At 56.8% G+C, this 22,943-nt stretch carries 17 protein-coding genes; 4 read left to right on the forward strand and 13 right to left on the reverse strand.

Annotated features, from left to right (window positions below; genetic code table 11):
• Positions 1 to 101: 101 nt before the first annotated feature.
• The 4 genes from H8S57_RS04500 to H8S57_RS04515 are packed head-to-tail and all read right to left on the reverse strand — an operon-like array spanning position 102 to position 5,281.
• Positions 102 to 1,940, reverse strand: coding sequence for a BCCT family transporter (locus H8S57_RS04500; RefSeq protein ID WP_186906882.1), 1,839 nt, complete (start codon positions 1,938 to 1,940; stop codon positions 102 to 104).
• Positions 1,941 to 1,968: 28 nt separating this feature from the next.
• Complete coding sequence (locus tag H8S57_RS04505; protein ID WP_186906883.1) at positions 1,969 to 3,729, reverse strand: choline/carnitine O-acyltransferase; 1,761 nt, start codon at positions 3,727 to 3,729, stop codon at positions 1,969 to 1,971.
• 12 nt (positions 3,730 to 3,741) lie between these two features.
• Positions 3,742 to 4,932 carry a UxaA family hydrolase gene (locus H8S57_RS04510; protein WP_186906884.1) on the reverse strand — a complete coding sequence of 397 codons (1,191 nt, stop codon included), beginning with the start codon at positions 4,930 to 4,932 and terminating at the stop codon, positions 3,742 to 3,744.
• Positions 4,933 to 4,945: 13 nt separating this feature from the next.
• A complete protein-coding gene (locus tag H8S57_RS04515) occupies positions 4,946 to 5,281 on the reverse strand; it encodes a UxaA family hydrolase (protein WP_186906885.1) in 336 nt (111 codons plus the stop codon).
• Between the two features lie 294 nt (positions 5,282 to 5,575).
• On the opposite strand from H8S57_RS04515, the gene H8S57_RS04520 reads away from it, so the two are divergent.
• Complete coding sequence (locus tag H8S57_RS04520; protein WP_186906886.1) at positions 5,576 to 6,922, forward strand: sigma-54 interaction domain-containing protein; 1,347 nt, start codon at positions 5,576 to 5,578, stop codon at positions 6,920 to 6,922.
• Between the two features lie 672 nt (positions 6,923 to 7,594).
• Here H8S57_RS04520 and H8S57_RS04525 read toward each other — a convergent pair.
• Positions 7,595 to 12,049, reverse strand: a complete 4,455-nt coding sequence (locus H8S57_RS04525) for an S-layer homology domain-containing protein (protein WP_186906887.1) — start codon at positions 12,047 to 12,049, stop codon at positions 7,595 to 7,597.
• A 21-nt stretch (positions 12,050 to 12,070) separates the two neighbouring features.
• Positions 12,071 to 12,316 (reverse strand): hypothetical protein, encoded by a 246-nt coding sequence (locus tag H8S57_RS04530; protein ID WP_186906888.1) that lies wholly within the window; start codon positions 12,314 to 12,316, stop codon positions 12,071 to 12,073.
• A 118-nt stretch (positions 12,317 to 12,434) separates the two neighbouring features.
• On the opposite strand from H8S57_RS04530, the gene H8S57_RS04535 reads away from it, so the two are divergent.
• Entirely contained in the window at positions 12,435 to 12,782 is a 348-nt protein-coding gene (locus H8S57_RS04535) for a helix-turn-helix domain-containing protein (protein ID WP_186906889.1), read from the forward strand.
• A gap of 207 nt (positions 12,783 to 12,989) precedes the next feature.
• Here H8S57_RS04535 and groL read toward each other — a convergent pair whose 3' ends face one another.
• From groL to H8S57_RS04560, 5 genes are all read right to left on the reverse strand, one after another.
• Positions 12,990 to 14,618: a chaperonin GroEL gene (gene groL, locus H8S57_RS04540; protein WP_186906890.1), complete on the reverse strand. Its 1,629-nt coding sequence runs from the start codon at positions 14,616 to 14,618 to the stop codon at positions 12,990 to 12,992.
• 258 nt (positions 14,619 to 14,876) lie between these two features.
• Complete coding sequence (locus tag H8S57_RS04545; RefSeq protein WP_186906891.1) at positions 14,877 to 15,161, reverse strand: co-chaperone GroES; 285 nt, start codon at positions 15,159 to 15,161, stop codon at positions 14,877 to 14,879.
• A gap of 215 nt (positions 15,162 to 15,376) precedes the next feature.
• On the reverse strand, positions 15,377 to 16,321 hold the full coding sequence (locus tag H8S57_RS04550; protein WP_186906892.1) for a diacylglycerol/lipid kinase family protein: 945 nt from the start codon (positions 16,319 to 16,321) through the stop codon (positions 15,377 to 15,379).
• 26 nt (positions 16,322 to 16,347) lie between these two features.
• The gene (locus H8S57_RS04555) at positions 16,348 to 17,601 is read right to left on the reverse strand and encodes a WG repeat-containing protein (RefSeq protein ID WP_186906893.1); all 1,254 of its coding nucleotides are present in this window, start codon (positions 17,599 to 17,601) and stop codon (positions 16,348 to 16,350) included.
• 16 nt (positions 17,602 to 17,617) lie between these two features.
• Positions 17,618 to 18,739, reverse strand: coding sequence for a THUMP domain-containing class I SAM-dependent RNA methyltransferase (locus H8S57_RS04560; protein ID WP_186906894.1), 1,122 nt, complete (start codon positions 18,737 to 18,739; stop codon positions 17,618 to 17,620).
• A 152-nt stretch (positions 18,740 to 18,891) separates the two neighbouring features.
• Between H8S57_RS04560 and H8S57_RS04565 the strand changes: the two genes are divergently transcribed.
• Both H8S57_RS04565 and H8S57_RS04570 read left to right on the forward strand, forming a co-directional pair.
• Positions 18,892 to 19,353 carry an NfeD family protein gene (locus H8S57_RS04565; RefSeq protein ID WP_186906895.1) on the forward strand — a complete coding sequence of 154 codons (462 nt, stop codon included), beginning with the start codon at positions 18,892 to 18,894 and terminating at the stop codon, positions 19,351 to 19,353.
• Between the two features lie 15 nt (positions 19,354 to 19,368).
• Positions 19,369 to 20,313, forward strand: coding sequence for an SPFH domain-containing protein (locus tag H8S57_RS04570; RefSeq protein WP_186906896.1), 945 nt, complete (start codon positions 19,369 to 19,371; stop codon positions 20,311 to 20,313).
• Between the two features lie 277 nt (positions 20,314 to 20,590).
• Here H8S57_RS04570 and H8S57_RS04575 read toward each other — a convergent pair whose 3' ends face one another.
• Both H8S57_RS04575 and ribF read right to left on the reverse strand, forming a co-directional pair.
• Positions 20,591 to 21,910: a DUF1576 domain-containing protein gene (locus H8S57_RS04575; RefSeq protein WP_186906897.1), complete on the reverse strand. Its 1,320-nt coding sequence runs from the start codon at positions 21,908 to 21,910 to the stop codon at positions 20,591 to 20,593.
• Positions 21,911 to 22,021: 111 nt separating this feature from the next.
• Positions 22,022 to 22,942: a riboflavin biosynthesis protein RibF gene (gene ribF, locus H8S57_RS04580; protein WP_186906898.1), complete on the reverse strand. Its 921-nt coding sequence runs from the start codon at positions 22,940 to 22,942 to the stop codon at positions 22,022 to 22,024.
• Position 22,943 lies beyond the last annotated feature (1 nt).

The raw sequence follows: 22,943 nt of genomic DNA on the forward strand, positions 1-22,943 counted from the left end.
ATAAAAGCATGCGGACGAAACGCCCTGAAAAAAGCCTTTTCCCGCTGTCAAATCAGGAAAAATGTCCGCTGGGTGCCGATCTTCCCTGCCTCTTTATCCCTTTATCGGGGTGGCGGGTTCCAGTCGTTTTTCTTTATACCGCCCGTTAAGGTTTCCCCCATAAAACAGCAAACCGGCGGCAGGCCACATGGTTGTTTTCCATGTGCCCTGCCGCCGGTTTTCCGCTCTATCCGCAATAGGCGGCTGTCCTCTGCCGCTTCGCTAACATGAGCAGAAAAGGGGCGCGTTGCAAACTTTATTCTACAGCGCGCCCCTTTTGATATCATGTCATCGTCAACGATTTGCTTTTTGGCAGAGATCTCAGTCTTCGTGAGCTCGGAGAAGTTACGCACGACAAGAGGCTGATCCAAAACGCCGGAGAGGATATCTTCCTTAACCATCTTGAGATAGGAGATACCAATAATCACGATGATAAAAGCGATGGGGATGGACAGCACCAGGGTAGCAGTCTGCAGGGTAGCCAGAGGCGCATCCAAAATGATAAAGCCAATGGGGATCAGGGACAGGCCAAAAGCCCAGATTAGCCGCAGGATAGGCACGGATTCACCGTTCTCCACGCGAATCTGAGAGTTGGCAGCGATGATATAGGAGGCTGAGTCATAGGAATTGGCCGCAAAGACGAAACAGAGCAGGGCCACCAAAATGACAGCAATCTTCCCGAAGGGGAGGGTAAGCAGGATTTCCACAATGGTGTTGGCGGGACCGATCTCGCTGAGGGAGTTGACCACGTCGAAGGCGCCGCTCAACTGGAGGTCCAGGCCATAGTTGCCCAGCACACCAAAGAAAAGGATGCAGCCTGCGCTGCCAAACAGCAGGGAACCGGCTACCATACTCTTGACGGTGCGGCCCTTGGAAATGCGGGCGATAAACATGCCCAGGAAGGGGGCGTAGCCGGCCCACCATGCCCAGTAGAACACAGTCCAGCTTTGGGGAAAGCCGGATAACCCGATGGAGTCGAGCCAAGTGGACATCCGGATAAAATTCTGCGCCATAAGGCCGATAGCTGTGGTGGTGGTATCATAGATAAACTTGGTGTCGCCAACCACGAAGACAAATGCGATCAGCAGCAAAGCCAGCCATACGCCTGAGTCGCTGAGGAACTTGATCCCCTTGTTCAGGCCGGAGTAAGCGCTGAGACCAAACATGGCAACGATGATGAGCAGGATGATGATCTGGAGCATGGGGGTGGCTTCGATTCCAAACAGGGTGCAAATGCATGCTGTAACCAGAGGATTGGCAAGACCCAGGGAGGTGGCCACGGCGCCCACGATGCCGAAGATGAAGAACACGTCGATGACCTTGCCCAGGGGGCCATCCACCTTCTTACCCAGCAGGCCGCGGCAACCCTCACTGCACTTTAGAACATTGCTCTTTCTCACGAACATGATATAGCCAAAGGTACAGGCAGAGACGGCGTAGATGGCCCAGGCAGTGGGCCCCCAGTGGAAGAAGCCATAAGCGGGAGCCATCTCGCCGGCCTGCCAAGTGCCGTATTCAAGGCCTAAGGGAGGCGCCTGGAAATAATAGCCCCACTCGATGAAGCCCCAGTATAGCACGCCGGCACCGACACCGCAGCAAAACAGCATAGCAGCCCAAGAGAATGTCTTGAACTCGGGCTTTTCGCCCTTGTCCCCCAGATGGACCTTGCCATAGCGGCTGACGATGATGTAGATGCAAAAGATGAGGCAGAAGATACCAAACCACATATAAGGTGCGCCCAGATAATCCAAGACCCAGCCGTTCAGTGTGCCGACAACTGCACCACTGGCCTCCGGAAACAGGATGATGGGGAGGGACAGGGCCAGGAGTGCAATCCAAGAGATGATGAGGACTTTCTTGTCAATCAGCTTCAAAGACTCTCTAAAACCTTGCTTTTTCACGTGGAAATCTCTCCTCTCATTTCATTTCTTAGCTCTCTAAGATTTTTGCGATGGCGGTGTGGAGATTTTCGTCAAAGCGGTCCAGCATATCACCATCCTCCAGGAACATAGTGATGATAGCATAGGCCTCCTCGTCGATATGATAGAAGATACCCAAACCGTGAGGCATCACAGGCGGGAAATAGCACCCCTTCATGTCATCGTTGCCGAAGGAGGTGCAGGAAAGCCTGTCCTCGCAAATGCGGGCGAAGCCCTTGCTTCGGAAAAAGGCTGGCTGCTCGGCAAAGCCCAGTTCTTGAGCGTAGTCCTTACAAACCTCACGCACGGCAAACAGGTAACGGTTGACGCCCATTCCCGCCTGTGCCTGCCTGGTACGCTCGTGGTGGGCATCCAACGCCGCCAGCATCAGCCGACGACGTTCTTCCTTTGAGACGGAATCGTCCAGCAGGGCTGCAACAAAGGCCTTGGAGGCGTGAGTCACCGGGCGATTGACCTCTGTTCGGCCGCGGAAGAACTTGCGGCAGTCCACTGAGATATAGGTGTTGCGAATGTCGTTCCAGGTCATCTGTTGGGCAGCCTGGAACGCAATGTGCATGAATCCGTCGCCGGAGAGAATCCCATGCTCTCTCAGAACGGTGCGGCTTAAACCGGGGAAGGAGACGACACGGGCATCAAAGGCGCTCATCTTACTTCGGAACCGTGCAAAGCACTGGCGCAGCCGATCTTCAAAGCTATCCAGATGGAATTGCAGTTCGCGATATGCAGCTTGATCGGTTCCAGCTGTGAGGTCCATCTCACCCAGGATCTCACCCACCCGCTTGACCAGGTAGACCTCAATGCCGCCGTCGCAGTAGGTATGGTCAACGATCATAGACATAGCGCCATTGACCGCCACGTTGAACTGAGTTCCCTTGCCGTGGAAGCGGTTAAACCACAACGGGTCGCCGCAGGCGGTATAAAGCTTTTGCAGCACAGTCTCGGGGGCACAGGTGTCCAGGTTTACTACGGCTATCGCCTTTTTGATTACTTCATACTCCTCAGCGTTGCCGGGAATGGCCAGCAGCCCGGCCAGCAAGTCGCCGGCCATATCACGCTCCGGTTCGGAAGTGACCGTGTTAAAGTTGACTTCCAGCCCAGGGGTCGCATCGTTCAGGATGGCAGCAACGCTATAGCGCAGGTTGCCGTAAGGGATGGGTTTCCCCTCGGGGGTGATGACCTCGACGGTATAGATGTGGTTCTTGTACAGGACCAGACTATGCCGGGATATCTCATCGGAGATATACATGACATCCTGGCCATGAGCAATGTGGTTGATAGAGGCTAATGCGCCGAAAAGTTCGTCATTAGAATAAGTCTTTGGGCCAATGTTATAAGCGCCGTTGCCCTTCTGGCGGAATACCCGATAGGTCTCCGCCGTGGCAAAGAGGAGGGCGGCAGCTTTTTCGGCCTGGCTCAGGTTGCGGAGGGTCGGATTGTCATAGAGAATGGGTACACTGGTGTAGGGGCAGATGGGGTCGCGGAATCCCAGGTGACCCTTGACCCAGTAGTTATAGATGTAACTGTCATCAGAGCCTTCGGCCAACTCGTCCATCTTACGCTCCAGGCGGGGAAACTGTTCTAATGCTTGGAATGCGTCGACTTCATTTATAGCCTGTGCCAGTTCTTCCTTGGTGACCAGTGGCTCCAGCCAGTTCAAATAGCGCTCCAGGGTGTCGCGCAAGCCGGGGTTTGGGTAGTGAGGGAGTCCTGCATTATTTTTAATGGAAAGGTTGAATTTGATACAGTCCATATTTCCTTCACCTCAGCATCCCATGGGGCAGTGGGGGTATTTCAAGCGGAGCAGTTGTTCCACACGCACATCCTTCTGATAGAGGGTTAGGAAGCTGCTGCCGAAGCCCTCGGTGGCGGTTGGTTCTCCGTTGCAGACGGCCTCCACCTTGTCGACGATGCGCTGCCCCACCCGGGCGGCGGAATCGCTGCCGTCCATAATGCCGGTGGCATCCACATCTACGTCGTCGTTAATCAGATCTTTGTTACCGCTGACCTTGATAACAGGGACCAACTCGTTATCGAAGCCGGCAGCGCCGCTGGTCCACATGACGACCTGGACGCCCAGCGCTGCGAAGTTGGTGCCTGCACCACCGCAGAGGTGGCTGACGTCAGAGAGATAGAAGCCTGGCTTGTCGGGATGGTCGATGCCGCTGTTGCTGATTTGCAGGAAGCCCTGGATAGGAGCACTGCCGGTCTTATGAAGGGCACCGAAAGATTTTTCCTCAATGGTGGTCAAGCCTCCTATGCAGTTCCCGATGCTCATGGACTCCACAGGTGCGCCATCCACGTTCCAGCGCTTCAGTTCATTATCTGAGGCTGCGGCGATATCCGCAGCCACCTCAGGACTGATGGCCCGCCGCTGAATCTGTTCCTCACAGCCCATCAGCTCAATGAGCTCTCCGGCCACGGTAGTGGCGCCCAACTCGTAGAGTATATCTGCGGCCTTGCCCACGCTGGGGTTGGATGCGATACCCGAACTGGTATCGCTACCACCACACTTGATACCCACAAACAGGTCGGCGGCTGTGCCCTCACGCCTGGGAACCTGCTGTGCGTATTCGATCAGCTTTTCAAGTTTCTCTCGGCCCAGGGCGATGGACTTCTTGGTGCCGCCTACCTCGATGCAGTTGATCGATTCTATAGGTTTTCCGCATTTCTTTGCGTGATCGACGAAGTGACTGATGAGGATGCTGCCGCAACCCATGGCCAGCACCAGCACAGCCGCTACATTGGGGTTCGCACATATGCCCACCATTTGGTAGAAGGTCTCCTCATTGCCTCCCAGCATGCAAGTGTAATGGTTGGTCAGCACCACGACATCCCGGTGACCCTCGGCGATACGTTTTGCCAGGCCATCACAACATTCGTCCAGTGCGACAATCAGTATCTTATTTCGGATACCCAACTTGCCGTCGGGACGAATATAACCTTGAAATTTCATATTTCGTTCCACCTCATTCCGTAATGTTCATCACGCTGATGATATCCCTGATGATGGAGTCGGGAATGTCCAGGTGCATGCTGCGCACGTTATGAACATGGACCAGGTGGCCCTTAGCGATGGGTTTGATGACTACACCGACGTTCTCTCCGTACTTGATCATGGTGCTCTTTTCTGGCATGTCGCTCAACGCGAGCTTATTGCCGCTGAGAATGGGGCTTTGTGCAACAACCCTTTCCACCAAAACCTGGTTTTGGTCATACACCCAAACCATATCTCCGATCTGCACATCAAACAAGACTGTGGCTACATTGTCGTGGGGGTCCATTTGAATGGCGCGTTTTTCCATACGTTTTCCTCCTTTGCTTTGTGCTCTGCCTTATACCATTGCAAATATGGTGCCAAATCATGAAAAAAATAGCGCAAGACTTAGAGCCGGAGGGAAACGCGACAAGGCATACCGCCGTCATAAGGCGGCAAACGTCGTAAATTTGAGTTGATCGCAATTCAAATCCACATTTTGCTCGAGTCGAAAACAACTCGCAAGTTAAAAACGATTCAAATTCGCTTGCGGCCCCTGGAATTCTGTGCTACAGTAGGGCTATGGGACTGTGACTAAGCGTGATTGGAGGAGGAATGTTTCATGGACCGGACCTACCGATACCTAGACACCGATACCCTGGCCCGTCTCGTGGATGAACTGTATGACGAAGTATGCATCTACGATAACCATTACCGTATGGTTTATATTAACAAGGCCTGCCTTAGACATTACGGTTTCGAGCCAGACGACCTGATTGGCAAAGAACTTACTATTTTTGAACACGATAAATGGTGGGATACCTCTATTCTGCCTCATGTCTACCGAGATAAAAAAGCCTATGCCATACGTCAGAAGACGATTGTGGGCTCCAAACTGTTTACCGTCGCTGTCCCGATCTTTGATCGGAATAATGAAATCGAGTTCGTTGTTATGAGCGTGCGGGATACTGTCAGCGACAACCTGATCTTTACCGGAGAAAATACTGCGATCGTTGCCTCCGCGGACGAATTACGCCCGGAACTGCTCTATGAGAGCGATGAGATGAAGGCTATCATGGACAGCATCCAGCGGGTAGGCCGAACGGATGCCAACTGTCTGATTGTAGGCGAGTCGGGTACCGGCAAAACTGCCTTGGCTAAGTATATGCACAAAATCAGTGATCGCCAGGATAAGCCTTTTATCTCGGTAAACTGTGCAAGCCTGCCTAGAGAACTAGTGGAATCCGAGCTCTTTGGCTATGTCAAGGGCGCCTTTACCGGTGCCAAGAGCGGCGGCAAAACGGGGTTGTTCGAGGCTGCAAACCACGGCACCCTGCTGCTGGATGAGATTTCAGAGCTGCCGTTTTCTGCTCAAGCGAAGTTGCTCAGTGCCATTCAAGAGAAAGAAATTCTGCCCATCGGTGCCACCGCTCCGGTGAAGATCGATGTCAAAATTGTCGCCGCCACCAATAAGGACCTGACAAAGCTCATCGAAAGCAATGAATTCCGAGCGGATCTCTACTATCGTCTGAATATCTTTGAATTGACCATCCCGCCACTGCGTCAGCGCAAAAAGGATATTATACCTCTGGCCACCTATTTTCTTAACCAGTTTGACACACAGTACGGAAAGTCCCATACGTTCTCCAAAGATACCATTCCGTTGCTGCTCTCCTACGCATGGAAGGGTAATGTCCGGGAGCTACGACATGTGATTGAGCGCATCACCGTCATGGTAGATGACTTCTCTATTGAGCCGCACCACCTGCCCAAAAACATCTTCTCCGTGGTTAGCTATGATCAGACGCTGACTCCGTTCCCTACATCACTGGACGGTGCGCTGGAGGAGTTGGAGCGGCAGATGATTCTTAATTCCTACCAAAAGCACCCCTCCAGCCGCGGCGTAGCGACAGATTTGTCTATCAGTCAGACCCGTGCGGTTAAACTAATTCGAAAATATAGGCTTTGAACAGGAAAAAGCGGTTCGTTGCAAAAACATATCACAAAGAGCAAGCAGAGTTGCAGTCCCTCTAGGGGTTGCAACTCTGCTTGCTCACGTTAAGGTCTATTTATAAAGATACTGGCAAAACATGTGATGTACGCCGCATAATAACTCGACCCCATGCGGATACCAATGAGACTCAAAAATTGGTCATCAGCGGCCAGCGTTCCTCTTGGCCCTAATTCTAAACACGCCGGTACCTACAGTCATGCAACAAAATTTAATTATACAACATCCAATTGGCAGACCTTTTTTACAGCAATCAAAAATTTTATCCTCTCACAATTACAGATGGTAAAGATACTCTGCTACAGCTAGTTTCTCTGTCTTTGTACCTGTGGGCCTTGTCAATGTGGATAAGCTTCAAATGGTCTCATTCCATTTTCCCTCACTTGTAAACACAGCATACCCGTACAACAAGGGACAAAGTCCTTTGAACAAACAGTTTTAGCTCCGTCCAACAAATATAAAGGCCCCTCCGTTGGGAATAACCTATAGTCAAAACAAAGAAAGGCCGATTCCTCTTTCGTGGACATCGGCCTTTTCCTTTGACAATGAGAGGACCGGCGGCGTTCCATGCCGCCGGTCTGATCATAGCAAAAAGGAGGGGCGGGAGAAGTTCTCCCGCCCATTTTGGCGTTATTTGGTTAGATTCTTAACGAAGCGCATGAGGATCGTTGCGACCTGGGCGCGGGTGGCGTTGCCCCGGGGAGCCAAGGTGCCATCCCCCATGCCGCCGATCAGTCCGGTGGAAACTGCCCATCTCATGGCATCAGCAGCGTAGCCGCTGACGCTGGCTGCATCAGCGAACCGGCTCAGGAAACCCGCCTCGGCTGCGGGGCTGCCCGCATAGCGCCAGAGCATGGTCGCAAGCTGCTCCCGGGTGATGGAGCCGTCGGGATCGGTGCCGTCGGACACGCCGTTTTCCTTGGCCCACTCCATGCCCTTCTCATACCACACGCTGCCGCCGGTGGTGTTCTGGCCGTCAAAGCGGGCCAGCACGGTCATCAGCATGGCCCGGGTCATGGGGCTGTCCGGGGCAAAGGTGGTGGCGCTGGTGCCGGAGAACAGCTCATGGGCGGTGGCAAAGTCAATGCCGTCCTGCGCCCAGTGGCCGCTGGTGTCGGCAAAGTCCTTGGCGTTGTCCACCAGGATCAGATCAGCGGAGCTGTCCAGCTTGACGGCCAGGCCGCCCTCAGTGGGGAAGGAGAGCTTCACGATCTCGCCGGTCTTGGCGTCCATGGCCACGGTGCCGTAGTCCACATCGGCGGGGATGGTCACAGTGGCGGTACCCACGCTCTTGGGGATGGCGACGGAGGCCGTTACGTCCTCGCCCGGCGCGTCCACGGTCTTGACCTCGATGCCGTTGGCAGCGGTAGAGGTGGTGGTCACGGTGCCATCCTTCTTGGTCTCCACGACCAGAGTGGAGCCGTCCGTGTACTTGGTGGTCTCCGTGACGGTTCCGGTGGTCTTGTTGATGACGGTGGTAGTGGTCGAGCCGTCCTTGTTGGTGATGGTCTCCGTGGTGGTATTGCCGGAGATACTGGAGCCACTGCCGCCACCGCCGGAACGGGTACGGACGGTTAGGATGCCGTTTTCATAGGTAATCATATAGTTGTCGATGGATGCCGGGCCAGTGACGGTGACGGAGTAATCGCCCACCTTGCCTGCATCCGCCGTGGGGCAGGAAACGGAAACACCTATCAGCAGAGCGGCCGCGTTGGCCCCGTCACTTCCCCGCCAACCGGAAACGGTATAGGTATATGCTGCCGGGGTACCGCCCACATAGATGGTCTGGTCGTCGGCCTTGACGGTCAGCTTGGCCTTGGTGATTTCAAAATCCATTGTCTTGACGGCATAAGCATCATTCTCTCTGCCTGTAATGGTCACGTTGTACTTACCAGCATTGGCCGGCGCGGAGTCCAGCTTTGTACCATCCTCGTTGCAGTAGGTATATGTCCAGCTTTTGATTCCATTGCAGGCCGCGTCGTACTCCTTTGCCTTCCCGTCATAAATCAGGGAATCAGGAGCGGTCACGGTGGTTTCTCCGCTCTTATCAGTCGCAGACGGTTCGGAGATGGTCAGCGTCGCGGTGGTAGTACCGGTCAGCGTATAGTTGGGATTGCCGCTCTCTACCCTAACGGTATAAGTACCAGGAGCCGTGGGTGCGATATGGGTATAGGCGTTGTCCTCGGCGCTGGACGCCTTGTAGCTATACACCAAAGTCAACCCCTCAGGAAGTGTGTTGTTATCGCCAGCGGTGGCATCGATGGTCTTGGCAGTTCCATCGTAGGCTTCGGTTTTTTCGGCCATGGTAACAGCAACAATTTTTGTGGAAACCTCGACTTCAAAGGTCTGGAACGGCCAAGACTTCCCGTTGTTCGTTACAGAGACGGAAATGGTCGAAGTCCCTACTTTCTGACCTGTTATAGAAACTCCGTTACCGGTTTCAGACACAGATGCGCAAGAATCACCAACGAAACCGAACCCCGCCAGGGCCGTTGGATAATAAGTGTTTTTTTCCGCCGAGTAGGTTATCTTCACCTGTGCGGTATCTCCAAATTGCAAGGCGCCCTCAGCAGAAAATTTCACGCCAGCACTCGTTGTTACGGTTCCCACATGGGTGCTGTGCGAAGCCGGGCCAGCGGAGAAACAGTTTTTGATTCGTTCAGCGTTCCAAAAGCAATCCGTAATTTTGCCATTACTGTTGCTCCAAACGAATGCACCTTTATCAGTACCACTCATATTTCCTGTAACAAACACGTTTGAGTAGCAGGACCTAACAGTGCCCTCATTTTTGCCGCCTATCGCACCGCTCAAAATGTTTGATGCGGCGTTACGAGTATCTCCCTCGCAATAGCAGCTCGATACAATTCCCTTATTCGTCCCAAACAAAAGTCCACTGTAATGATTGATATTCCCGGTAAAAGAGCTGCTTGTCACAGCGCAATTTTCAACTTCAGCATCCGTCTCGATAGTACCAACAAGGATTCCGCTACCCTGACCTCCGCTCATCGTTGCAGAATCAATATATAGATCGGAAATCTTTCCACCGGAAGTCAGGGTTTTCAATAACCCTGTTGCGGCAGTATATGTATCATTAATTGTGAAATTGGAAATCGTATGTCCATTTCCGGCCACACTTTTCACAGAGGACACAGGTTGTATCGCAGCGCCACCACAAGCAATATCAGAAGCGATGGAAACATAGGCACCCTCTATGTTCCGCTGGGTAATGTTTTTCGACAGATTCTTCAAATCCTCCAGACACGAAACAATAAGCGGTTCTTGTTCCGTGCCGCTTCCCGCAAGTTTTTGGGGACGCGTCAGGATAATAGTGATTTCTTTGCCGGTTTCCCCCTCATATTCGACCTTGAATGTGTGGCTCATTACCGCCGTCTCCGTCGATTCGGGAAAAGTGATCGTTTCCGGGACACCGTGCAAACTTGCCCCGGAACTCGCAGACGCGTCAATCGTAACTGATACACAATCAAGAGGAACATCGACGGACACGCGTACCGGAATCGCCCCTCCGGTTCCAGTGTAGCCACCAATGGTTTTATCATTGTCGCCATATGTGATTTTCAGCTTCTCTGCATAATAAAGTGCCGGGAAAACTGTCTTTTCTTGCAGGCGCAAACCCGATTGGGGGTCAATCTTCCACACCTTGTCAAAATCCAAATAAGGGAAACTACCCTTTTCACTGAATTGCTCTTCAGCAATCTCAGTCACATCCGCATTGGAAGAATTTGTACCCGTGCATGAAAAGGTATCATCCTGTTCTGCATAGCACATACTGACAGATCCACTATTAAAGGAGCCAACAACCGTTCCAATGTTCAAAGCCGGACTCTCGCCGGAATAGGTAACGGAAATATTACGCACACAGCACTGCTCAACAGTTCCTCCCAAATTAAAACCGGCAATGCCGCCGACATTAAGTTGTTTGTTTGTCGCGGTAAGAGACAGCGAAACAGAGAGTCCGTCAGCCAAACAATTGGAATAAATATTCCCAGCGCGAAGTTCCCCGGCAATACCGCCACCACGAATGTCTGAAGAAGCGGACAAAGTCAATTTGCAGTTGTTGACCGAACAATACGAGATAACCCCACCAGTATTCGCCACCGTTGCTCCGACAATCATGCCAGCGCCGCTTCTCTGCGTTATGCTTGAGTTGGAAACATGGCAGCTTGTAATGGTGCCGTCCTCTAATTTAAAAGCGATGATGCCGCTCATATCCATAGTTGCCACAGAACTTGTGATTTGAGCGTCTTCAACATGGAGGTTTTTAATAACGCCCCCGTTCTTTATCACAGGGAACAGCCCTTGCCCATGGCTACTTCCCGTAATATACAGATTTCGGATCGTGTGCCCGTTTCCATCGAAGCACCCTGAAAATGTCCCTTTGTTGTCCCACGAAATCCAATCATGTGACCCAAGATCTATATCATTTTCCAATGTAATCGTATAGCCCGTATATGTGGTATCGGCTTCAATCTGCTTTGCGAACCAAGCCATACCTTCAGCACTGGAGATAGAGACCGTCTTTTCAGTATCATTGGCTGAATACCCATCAGGAACAACAGTAACAGTATCTTTCCACTGCTTGTCGGGTGAATTCCCGGTTTCCTCCGCCAGCGGCATAATCTGCTGGGTGAGGAACGCCGCAGCCGTTTCCAGTGTGGCCATATCCAGCGCCTCGACCTGCGCCGCGTCCAGCGGTGCGATGGCACCATAGATGGCGCAGACCTCCTCATAGACTGCGGCCTGCTCGTCCTCGTCCACTTCCGCCAACTCGGCTACACCGGGCAGGGCGTTGATGCGCTTCTGCAAGGCCGTTACAGTGGGGCCAGCCGGGGCGGGACTTTCCGCCCCCTCCGCAGGGGGTTCCTCCGCATCATCCACAGGCTCCTCTGGTGTCACATACAGAGGGCAGCCCTCGTCGCGGGTCTCTGCATTGCAGTTCTCCTCCATGGTGCAGACAATGGGTATCCCACTGTCCGGCATCTTGTCCTCTGCCGCCAGCGCCGCGGTGGGCACCCAGCCCGCCAACAAGCAGATGGCCATCAAAGTTGCCAGTATTCGTTTTTTCATGGTTTGGTTTTCCTTTCCGTTTTATTTTTGATATAAATAATCCATCAGCCGCTCCCTTGCGGCTTCGGCTGTTGGCTGAGGCGGGCCATTGGAAAGATACAGCAGGGCATCGTTCCACTCGCCCAAAGGAACATCCCCCGCTTGGATAAGCCCTATGGCCCGAGCCAGCCGGTTTCTTTCCAGTTCACCCATGTCGTGCAAATCGGATAAAATAGCCGGTTTGCAGCGGTACGATAAGTACTCCAACAGGGACATTTGAACGCGCATATTCACCACCTCCCCTAATTATGCGCAGATATTATTATATATCCTTTTCGGATATTTGCTTTATTTTACCACATCCTAATCGGATATACAATAAGTTTGTATGGAACGAGGTGGTAAAATGGAACTTGATTATCACGCTATTGGAGTGCGTATTCGCCGGTACAGAAAGGAGCGCGGGATCACACAGCAGGTATTAGCGGAACTCTCCAATCAAGAGCCGTCGAACATCTCGCATATTGAGCGTGGCGCAACAAAACTGGGTCTTCCCACCATCGTTAATATTGCGAATGCCCTGGGGGTAACGGTGGATGATCTGCTGTGCGACAGTTTAGAGAATTCCAAAGCGTCATTTGAGCGAGAGGTATCAGAACTCTTGTCCGACTGTACCCATTGGGAATTAAAAGTCATCACAAATACTATGCGTGCGTTAAAAGATAATCTGCGCAAGCCAAGTGTAGCGAAATAATACAGAACCGCCTACCATGACCCGGATCATCCGAGTAGCGGCAGGCGGTTTTGAGTTGAGGCAATGAGAAAAAGACCGACACTCACATTTACTGTGAATGTCGGTCTTTTATACCCTATCATGCGCTTTTGTTGTGGCGTAAGTGTGGCGTAAATCCGCATTTTCCTGCGCCGGAATCCAGCTATTTCAAGGGTTTACGGGTACTGCTTAGTACATGCCGCCCATGTCGGGGGCAGCGGGTGCGGCGGGCGCGGGGGGCTGGGGCTTATCGGCGACGAGAGCCTCGGTGGTCAGCAGGGTGGCGGAGATGGACGCGGCGTTCTCCAGGGCGGAACGGGTCACCTTGGTGGGATCCACGATACCGGCGGAAATCATGTCCACATAAACCTCATTATAGGCGTCGAAGCCGTAGCCCGTCTTGCCGGACTCGCGGATCTTCTCCAGCACCACGGAGCCGTCGATGCCGGCGTTGGTGGCGATCTGCTTCACAGGCTCAGTCAGGGCCTTGGCAATGATGCGCACGCCGGTCTTCTCGTCGCCCTCGACCTCGCTCACCAGCTTCTCGACCGCGGCAACGGCGTTGACGTAGGCGGTGCCGCCGCCGGCCACGATGCCCTCTTCCACGGCGGCGCGGGTGGCGTTCAGCGCGTCCTCGATGCGCAGCTTCTTCTCCTTCATCTCCACCTCGGTGGCGGCGCCGACGCGGATGATGGCCACGCCGCCGGCCATCTTGGCCAGGCGCTCCTGCAGCTTCTCCTTGTCGTAATCGGAGGTGGTGGTCTCAATCTGATTCTTGATCTGGTTGACGCGGCCCTTGATGGCATCGGCGCTGCCGGCGCCGTCCACAATGATGGTGTTCTCCTTGGAAATCTTCACCTGGCGGGCCTTGCCCAGCATATCCATGGTGGCTTCCTTCAGCTCATAGCCCATGTCGGAGGAGATCACAGTTCCGCCGGTGAGGACGGCGATATCCTCCAGCATCTCCTTGCGGCGGTCGCCGAAGCCGGGGGCCTTGACGCAGACCACGTTCAGGGTGCCGCGCAGCTTGTTGACGATCAGGGTGGACAGGGCGTCGCCCTCCACATCCTCGGCAATGACCAGCAGCTTCTTGCCGGACTGCACCACCTGCTCCAGAACGGGCAGCAGCTCCTGGATATTGGAGATCTTCTTGTCGGTAATGAGGATCAGCGCGTCGTCCAGAACGGCCTCCATCTTCTCGGTGTCGGTGACCATATAGGGCGTGATATAGCCCCGGTCGAACTGCATGCCCTCGACGACCTCGGAATAGGTCTCGGCGGTCTTGGACTCCTCAACGGTGATGACGCCGTCGTGGGAGACCTTCTCCATGGCCTCGGCGATCAGCTTGCCGATGGTCTCGTCGCTGGAAGAGACGGCGCCGACGCGGGCGATGTCCTCCGTGCCGTTGACCTTCTTGGAATTGGCCTTGATGGCCTCCACGGCGGCAGAGGTGGCCTTGGCAATGCCCTTCTTCATGACCATGGGGTTGGCCCCGGCGGCCAGGTTCTTCAGGCCCTCGCGGATGATGGCCTGGGCCAGCAGAGTGGCGGTGGTGGTGCCGTCGCCGGCCACGTCGTTGGTCTTGGTGGCAACTTCCTTCACCAGCTGGGCGCCCATATTCTCAAAGGGGTCCTCCAGCTCGATCTCCTTGGCGATGGTCACGCCGTCGTTGGTGATGAGGGGCGCGCCGAACTTCTTGTCCAGCACGACATTGCGGCCCTTGGGGCCCATGGTGATCTTAACGGTATCGGCGAGCTGGTTGACGCCGCGCTCCAGCGCGTGACGGGCTTCCTCACCGTAGCAGAGAATCTTAGCCATAACGATTACCTCCAAGTAAATTCCGCCTCAGCGGAATCGAATTTTGAATGCTTCCGAAGCAGGACACATCCCAGGGCGCCTTCTCTTGTCCCTGCGGCCAATCCCTCCTGTGCGCCTGCGCAGAACGCCGTTGCCTGCTCCGCCACCGGCGGGCGGCCGCCTTTGCCGTGCAAAGGCATTGGGTGGGGAACCCGCTGTGCCGCCTTCCGCGGCATGGCGGACTCCGATCCGGGGAACGGAAACTCCCCCGGGCGGGTCTTACTCCACGACAGCCAGAATATCAGACTGACGGACGATGGTGTACTCCTCGCCGTCCACCTTGACCTGAGTGCCGGAATACTTGCTGGTGATGACCTTGTCGCCCTTCTTCACGGTCATGGTGACTTCCTTGCCGTCCACCATGCCGCCGGGGCCTACCTCGATGATTTCGGCCACTTCGGGCTTCTCCTTCGCGGCGCCGGTGAGGATGATGCCGCTCTTGGTGGTCTCCTCGGCCTCCACCATCTTAATGACCACGCGATCTGCAAGGGGTTTGAGCTTCATTTGGGGTTCCTCCTTCATGTATGTGTTATTTTCTTGTAAACTTGTTAAGCGTGTTAGCACTCATTTTACCGGAGTGCTAACACGCTTATTATAATACCCTCACTTGCTAATTTGCGCAAGTCCTAATTTTTTAATATTTTGTAAATTTTCCAACGTGCCATTCCGTTTTTTCAATTTATCTTCAAAATAGAGTTTGACTCTTTCTTTTTCTTCTATTATCTCGTTTTTTCTAAAACTCTTCCCCGCCGGGCCGGATCATAGTGGGTACCTTCCGGAAAAAAGAAATTCACTTTTTTAGCAGACAGCCGGATCGAGAGCTCAGACAGGTCGACCCGCTCCCCGTCCAGATTGACCATCTCCGGCTCCCGGCAGATGATCTTCAGTTCCCGGCCCCGGCGCAGGATGATCTGCGGGATCTCTTTTGCGCCGCCTTTGGCGTACGTTCCGATCAGGGCCAGGATGGTCAGGCGCGAGACCGCCTTGATAATGACAAAATCCAGCGCCCCGTCGTCGGGCAGCGCCGTGGTGGACGGGTTGAAGCCGCCGCCGTAATAGCGGCCGTTGCAGGCGCACAGGAGGGTAAACTCCTTGTGCGGCAGCACCTCGCCGTCCAGCTCCACCCGGTAGGGCCGGTGGATGCCCTGCAGAATGGTGCGCAGAGCGGAGAGCTGATAGGCCATGGTCCCGCTCACCAGGGGCAGCTTCTTGAAGTCCGCCGCCCCCAGACCGATGCGCGCGTCAAACCCCACGGAACAGACGTTGAGGGCCAAGTGCCCATTGCAATCGATCAGGTCCAGGCTCTCCTGGGGCGCATCCAGCAGGGCTTCCAGGTCATGGAACCGGCACGTGTCCGGCCCGAACATCCGGATAAAGTCGTTGCCGGAACCGGTGGGGTAATGGGTCACCGCCGCGTTCGGGGCGCCTGCCGCGCCCACGACGCATTCGTTGAGCGTACCGTCCCCGCCGCAGGCGTAGACCCGCAGGGGTTCTCCCAGCTCCGCCGCCCGGCGGACCTCTTCCCGGCCGTGGCCCGCGTATTGGGTGACCAGGATCTCATAGTCTTTCCCCCGCCCTTCCATAACGCGCGCCACTTTCTCCCGGATCTCATGGCTGCGGTCGTATTTCCCGGCATGGGGGTTGATGATAAACAGGTGCTTCATCGGGTCAATCCTCCCTTGGAGAAGGTTCAGGGACTCGGGGCCTCCTCCGGCAGAGGGCCCGCCTCCTCGGAAGCGGCGCTCTCCGCAGGCAGGGCGTCCTGCGCCGCGGGACGGCTGAAAAAGCTCACGTTCCACAGGGTGATACGCTGTTCCGTGCGGGCCATGCGGGAGACGATGGCCGCCGCCTCGGCCCGGGTGAGGGCGCCGTCGGGCCGGAACGTCAGGTTGGCGTCCACCCCCGCCAGGACCCCTTTGGCATACAGGCTGTAAATCTCCTCCGCGCAGGGCGTGCCCATGCCCACGTCGGGCACGGCGGCGCGGACACGCTCCAGGCTGTTGCGCGCGGGCATCCCCTTTGCCAGGCTGGTGTGTGCAAAGATACAGGCCATCTCCCAGCGTTTGACCGGTCTGGTATAGTCCGTCTCCCGGAACGCTCCGCTGGTGATGATGCCGCTGGCGATGCAGTAGTCCACCGCGGCGCTGTACCAGTCCTTCCCGGAACCGGGCCGCTGATGGAAGTCGTCCTCCCGGTAGCGGCTCTCCAGGGTAGCGGCCAGCTTGAGGGCCTCCGCCACGGTCAGGGTGCGGCCAGGCGCAAACTGATTGCCGCCCACGCCCTCCATCAGGCCCACATTATAGGCCACATCCACCCACAGGGCGTACCAGTCCCGGGGGGATACGTCGGAAAAGCCGGGGAGCTTGCCCCGGTTCAGCGGAAACTGGGCGGAGGGCGCCCCCTTCTGGGCCAGAATGCCGGGCAGCTCAAACAGCGGCACAATGGTCTTGACGCCCTTCCGGGTCAGCTCCAGCACCTGACTGCCCCCCTGCTCCACCACCTGGATGCTGTCGTAGGAAAGATCATAGAGCACCTGGGTCGCTCCGCCCTGCCCGTCGGAAAAGGGCAGGATGCTCACTACGCCCCACTTGATCCCCTTCTGCACGACATACAACCCGCAGTTGATGGGCATGAGGCTGTCATACTCGGGCCGGATGAGATAAGTACCGTCCTGCCGGATCACGCCCAGCTTGTCGCTGAGCTCCACGGCGGCCAGTCCCAGGGAGAAGGAGACGGCGCTGTCGTACTGGATGGGGATGACCACCTCCCGCCCGGCGTTTACGTAGCCCCATTTGCCGTCCAGCTCGCACAGGGCCATCCCCTCGCTGAATCCCCAGACCGTGGAGCCCGCCGGAGCAGCCTGGGCGGACGGGTACAGGCACGCCGCGGCCAGGCACAGGCACAGGGCCGCGGCGGTCAGACGGATCGCGTTTCGATGCTTCATGGCAGTTCCCTTCCCGTTATCTTCCATACTGGAACAGATCGCATTTGATCATCCCGTTGTACAGCTTGCGCTTCTTGTCCGCCGTGCGCCCAAACGTCCGCTCGAACTCGGTGTGGGAGGAGAGCACGCTCACGCGCCACCCCTCCGGCAGATCACGTACCGCCCGGCCGAATGCGCGGTAAAGTTCCTCCGCCTCCCGCTTCTCCAGGATGCGTTCTCCATAGGGCGGATTGGTAACGACCCGGCCATAGGGCGTATCCCGCCGGAACCGGGCGGCATCCGCCGTCTCGAAGCGCACCATGTCCTCCACATCCGCCTTGACGGCGTTGGCCCGTGCGATCTCCACCGCCTTGGGGTCCACGTCGCCTCCCCAGATGTCATACGTCCCGCCGAATTCCCTGTCCATGGCCTCGTCTGCGGCATCCAGCCAGCTTTTGGCGTCCAGCCACCGCCACTTCTGGGCGGAGAAGGCCCGGGACAGCCCCGGGGCCCGGTTCTTGGCGATCAGCGCGGCTTCGATGGCGATGGTGCCCGAGCCGCAGAACGGGTCGCAGAAGGGGTCCCTGCCCCGGTAGCGGGACAGCAGCACCAGCGCGGCGGCCAGGGTCTCCCGCAGGGGAGCGGTCACGCCCACCGCCCGGTAGCCCCGCTTGTGCAGTCCCGGCCCCGAGGTATCCAGCATCAGGGTGGCCGTGTCCTTCATAATGGAAAACTGCACCTGGTAAAGGGCCCCGGTCTCGGGCAGCTGCTCCAATCCATACCGCTCCCCCAGCCGGGCGGCGATCGCCTTCTTCACGATGGCCTGACAGGCGGGCACCGCGTGGAGGGCGGAATTGAGGGCATGTCCCTTTACCGGGAAGCTCCCCTCCCGCGGAACAAACTCCTCCCAGGGCAGCGCGCGGGTCCCCTCAAACAGAGCGTCGAAGCTTCCGGCCGGGAAACTGCCCAGCACCAGCAGTACCCGTTCGCCGGTGCGCAGGTTCAGGTTGATCCGGGCAATATCCTCCGCCCGCGCCCGGCAGAGCACCCGCCCGTTTTCCGCCCGGACCTCAGGCAGCTCCAGCCGCCGCAGCTCCTCGGCACACAGGCCCTCCAGCCCAAACAGGGTGGGCACGGCCAATTGCAGCATTTCTTTCATCCGATCCGCTCCATCTCATACGCCTTCTGATTTCAGTCCAGTATAGTATACCTGATTTCCCTGTGCTTGGCAAATCCGGAACGCGAAATTACTTTCTTTTTTCCCTGCGCTGTGTTAGGATAGAACCAGAAACCGAAAAAGGAGGGGTGCCTGTGCCGGTTCCCAGTATCTTCTGGCTGGTCGCCATGGTGCTTTTATTCGCCGCCGAGGCAATTACCGTGGGGCTGACCTCAATTTGGTTCGGTGTGGGCGCGCTGTGTGCGCTCATTCTGTCCTTCTTCGTCTCCAACATCTGGCTTCAGATCGCGCTGTTCCTGGTGGTCTCGTTCCTGTGCCTGCTGGCCGTGCGGCCGCTGGCCCGAAAGTACGTCAACCCCGCCCGGGTAGCCACCAATGCAGACCGGGTCATCGGGGCGGAGGGGATCGTGACGCAGGACATCGACAACCTGAAGGCCCAGGGCCAGATCACCGTTCAGGGCGCGGTCTGGACCGCCCGGACGGAGCCGGATGCGGCCGCGATCCCCTCGGGCGCCAAGGTGCGGGTGCTGCGGATCGAAGGAGTCAAGGTTATCGTGACGCCGGCGGCGGAAGCCGCGCGGACGCCGCAGGTTTAAAAAGGAGGAACTGACATGCCGCCGATCATTCCCATCATCGTGATCATTCTCATCGTACTCGTCATTCTGGTGCTGGCCACCAACATTAAGGTCGTCCAGCAGTCCAAGGCCTATGTCATCGAACGGCTGGGCGCATTCCACTCCGTCTGGGGCGTCGGTATCCACTTCAAGGTCCCCTTTATTGAAAAAGTGGCCAAAGCCGTCTCTCTGAAGGAGCAGGTGGTGGACTTCGCTCCCCAGCCCGTCATCACCAAGGATAACGTCACCATGCAGATCGACACCGTGCTCTACTTCCAGATCACCGACCCCAAGCTGTATACCTACGGCGTGGAGCACCCCATGAGCGCCATTGAGAACCTCACCGCCACCACCCTGCGCAACATCATCGGCGATTTGGAGCTGGACCAGTCCCTGACCAGCCGCGACATCATCAACTCCAAGATGCGCGCCATCCTGGACGAGGCCACCGACCCCTGGGGCATCAAGGTCAACCGGGTGGAGCTGAAAAACATTATCCCGCCCCGGGAGATCCAGGACGCCATGGAAAAGCAGATGAAGGCCGAGCGGGAACGCCGGGAGGCCATCCTCCAGGCCGAGGGACAGAAGCAGAGTCAGATCCTGGTGGCGGAAGGCGAGAAGCAGTCCGTCATCCTCCGGGCCGACGCAGCCCGGCAGGCCGCCATTATGAAGGCCGAGGGCGAGGCGGAGGCCATCATGAAGGTCCAGCAGGCCACCGCCGAAGCGCTCAAGCTTCTCAACGAGGCCAACCCCAACGAGCAGGTGGTCAAGATCCGCGCCCTGGAGGCCTTCCAGGCCGCCGCCGACGGCAAGGCCACCAAGATCATCATTCCCAGCGAGATCCAGGGCCTGGCCGGCCTGTGCGCCAGTGCGAAAGCCGTCTTCGACGGGGTGGAGCCCAACAAGCCCAAGGCCCCTGCCCAAAACGACGCATCCAGGTAACTATGCGCTGTCTCGAGCAGGCCTGTTCCCGAAGGGGGGCAGCCCACCGCAGCGCACGCGCCGCGCGCGCACGTTTGCGGGCTGAGCGGTGGTTTTTCTAAGGCGCGTGTTCTTAGAAAAGACGGATCTTCAGTCCCTTTCGCCGCTGCGGCGGCGAAAGCCCTGCACGGGGCGTTTCCCTTTCGCAGGAACGCTTTGTTTTCCTGCGTCGTCTCAGGGTCTTTCGATAAGCCGGGCGGCGCCGTCCAAAAGGACGGCGCCGCTTTTTGCATTCCGATCATTTTTCCTTTCCGGGGGGCGGCGGAACGGTGGGCGTATCATGCTCGAATGCGTCGAAGTAATCCTCGTCCTGAAGCTCCGGCTTGCGGTGACGGATGGCGGCGGTGATGATGGGGTAGAGCACGATTGCGATCAACCCGCCGGAAAAGCCGTTGTTGTACAGGTTGAGGCCGGACACCGGAGATCCCGCATAGAGCACCACCGCTGAGTGGAGAAAACCCGCCACGATCCCAAACGGCCATCCGAAATAGCCGGAGACGGGAGCCAGCGTCGTGCCGAAGAGCATGGCCAGCTGCATGGCGCCGGCGCCCAGATCCTGGTGGAGCAGCAATCCGCCCAGCACCACGCCCAGCATGACGGGCGTAATGTTCCGGGCATGTTTGCCGAAGGCGGAAAAGCCGATGATGGTCATGATCCCGCCGATGGTGGGCCCGTTCAGATCACCGCCGGTAACCAGGATAAACACGATGCCGATGAGCCCGTTGACGCCCATGTTGATCAGTACCGGGGCGGAGCCCAGCATGCGCAGGTAATCGCTGGGGGCGCGGCCGGTGGTCTGGAGCAGGCGTCGGTAGCCCGCCCAGGCCGCCCAAACCGGGCGCTTGCAGAAAAAGAGCCCTGCTGCGATAAACACGATACACATGCCGCCCATGGCCGCCCCCAAAGGGAGATTATAGCCGGTGGCCCAGTGGTAATTGGTGGACAGGTCGGCCCCCATGGAGCTCATCACCGGGGCCAGGATCAGGGCCAGCAGCCCGCAGGCAAAGCCCATGTTGTACAGATTCATTCCGTTTTGGATCTTATAGGTATAGGCCGAGAGGGGCGGCAGGATAAAGCCGATCAATATGCCCACCAAAACGCCTGCCGGCAGATTGCCCCAGCCGTTGTCCAGCGCCACATAGCTGACCACCGGCGAGAGCGCGGTAGCCAGCAGCGAGACCGACGCGTACGTATAAAAGGGCTCTCGCCGTAGCTTGGCATAAAGGAAGGTCCCGCCGATGATAGGCCAGATGTTGACGATATTCTTCCCAAACAGCGCAAACCCGGCCATCAATCCGATCTCTACCACCGTATAGCCGTTGATGGGGTCCTTGGCCAGATAGAGGATGCCGATGCTGATCAGGGTGACCAGGGCGGAATTGACAAAAGCCGCCCCCACCCCGGCGATCTCCATATAATCGGTGATCAGGGCGTCCTCGGTGATCATGATCTTCCACAGGCCCGGCAGAATATTGGACGGATCGTCCAATATCAGCCCGATCGCCGCCAAGAAGGCGGCAAAGCAAAGTGCGGCCGGGTACATTCTTCGATAGCGCATAGCAGTTCCCCTCTCAGGCAGATCGGCAATGTCGTGTCTTACATGGGCTTGCTCATATGCTTGCGTGTGCGGCCAGTGTCCGTAAAAGGACTTGGGCGCCGCGCAAGGCGTTTATCGTTCTTCCGTGCGCTTGAAATAGGCGCGGGTCTGTTCCGCGTTGCGCATGACCTCGCTGCGCAGCGCCTCCAGATTCGGGAACTTCCGCTCCCCCCGCAGGCGCTTGTAAAATTCCATGCGGATGGTCTGTCCGTACAGATCCCCGCTGAAGTCCAGGATAAATCCCTCCACGTTGACCCGGCCGCCGTCGTCCACCGTGGGGCGCACCCCTACGTTGGTCACCGCCGGACGGCTGTCCCCGTTTTCAAAAAAAACGCGGGTGGCATACACGCCAAAGGCAGGCACCAGTACGCCCGGCTGAAAGCGCAGGTTTACCGTTGGAAATCCCAGTGTGCTGCCCAGCTTCTTGCCGTGGGAGACCCGATCGGTCAGCGTGTGGGGATGTCCCAAAAACTGATTGGCCCGCTCGATCTCCCCCTGGGCGATGAGCGTGCGGATATAGGTGGAAGAGACCGTGATGTGATCCCGTTCCACCTTGGGCACGATATCACAGCCAATCCCCTGCGCTGCGCACAGCTGGGCCAGCCGCTCCGGGTTGCCCTCCCCCTTGTAGCCGAAGTGGAAATCGTGTCCCGCCACCAGATGGACCGCGCCGTTCTCTTTTACCAGATATTGAGTGACAAATTCCTGCCATGGCATGTGCATCATCCGCTCGTCGAAGTGGGTGACGATGACATCCCGGATGCCGTAATACCGGCGCATCAGCTCCGCCCGGTCCAGGGGCGAGGTAAGCAGGGGCATCGGCACGTTCAGGATCAGATTGGTGGGGTGGGTATCAAAGGTCACCGCCGCGGGGACGGCCCCCTTCTGCGCCGCGATGGCTCCCACCCGGCGCAGAAGCGCCCCGTGGCCCAGGTGCACTCCGTCAAAAAAGCCCAGGGCGACGACCCTTCTTACGTTCTCATTGGTATCCAAG

Origin of the sequence: Lawsonibacter hominis (assembly GCF_014287895.1) — a bacterium.
Lineage (GTDB): Bacteria > Bacillota > Clostridia > Oscillospirales > Oscillospiraceae > Lawsonibacter_A > Lawsonibacter_A hominis.

What these genes read in the sequence shown, in the direction of transcription:
- H8S57_RS04510 (WP_186906884.1), bottom strand. Translation starts at nt 4,932, where the DNA reads ATGAAATTTCAAGGTTATATTCGTCCCGACGGCAAGTTGGGTATCCGA.
- H8S57_RS04505 (WP_186906883.1), bottom strand. Translation starts at nt 3,729, where the DNA reads ATGGACTGTATCAAATTCAACCTTTCCATTAAAAATAATGCAGGACTC.
- H8S57_RS04520 (WP_186906886.1), top strand. Translation starts at nt 5,576, where the DNA reads ATGGACCGGACCTACCGATACCTAGACACCGATACCCTGGCCCGTCTC.
- H8S57_RS04555 (WP_186906893.1), bottom strand. Translation starts at nt 17,601, where the DNA reads ATGAAGCATCGAAACGCGATCCGTCTGACCGCCGCGGCCCTGTGCCTG.
- H8S57_RS04550 (WP_186906892.1), bottom strand. Translation starts at nt 16,321, where the DNA reads ATGAAGCACCTGTTTATCATCAACCCCCATGCCGGGAAATACGACCGC.
- H8S57_RS04530 (WP_186906888.1), bottom strand. Translation starts at nt 12,316, where the DNA reads ATGCGCGTTCAAATGTCCCTGTTGGAGTACTTATCGTACCGCTGCAAA.
- H8S57_RS04570 (WP_186906896.1), top strand. Translation starts at nt 19,369, where the DNA reads ATGCCGCCGATCATTCCCATCATCGTGATCATTCTCATCGTACTCGTC.
- groL (WP_186906890.1), bottom strand. Translation starts at nt 14,618, where the DNA reads ATGGCTAAGATTCTCTGCTACGGTGAGGAAGCCCGTCACGCGCTGGAG.
- H8S57_RS04575 (WP_186906897.1), bottom strand. Translation starts at nt 21,910, where the DNA reads ATGCGCTATCGAAGAATGTACCCGGCCGCACTTTGCTTTGCCGCCTTC.
- H8S57_RS04560 (WP_186906894.1), bottom strand. Translation starts at nt 18,739, where the DNA reads ATGAAAGAAATGCTGCAATTGGCCGTGCCCACCCTGTTTGGGCTGGAG.
- H8S57_RS04515 (WP_186906885.1), bottom strand. Translation starts at nt 5,281, where the DNA reads ATGGAAAAACGCGCCATTCAAATGGACCCCCACGACAATGTAGCCACA.
- H8S57_RS04545 (WP_186906891.1), bottom strand. Translation starts at nt 15,161, where the DNA reads ATGAAGCTCAAACCCCTTGCAGATCGCGTGGTCATTAAGATGGTGGAG.
- H8S57_RS04525 (WP_186906887.1), bottom strand. Translation starts at nt 12,049, where the DNA reads ATGAAAAAACGAATACTGGCAACTTTGATGGCCATCTGCTTGTTGGCG.
- H8S57_RS04535 (WP_186906889.1), top strand. Translation starts at nt 12,435, where the DNA reads ATGGAACTTGATTATCACGCTATTGGAGTGCGTATTCGCCGGTACAGA.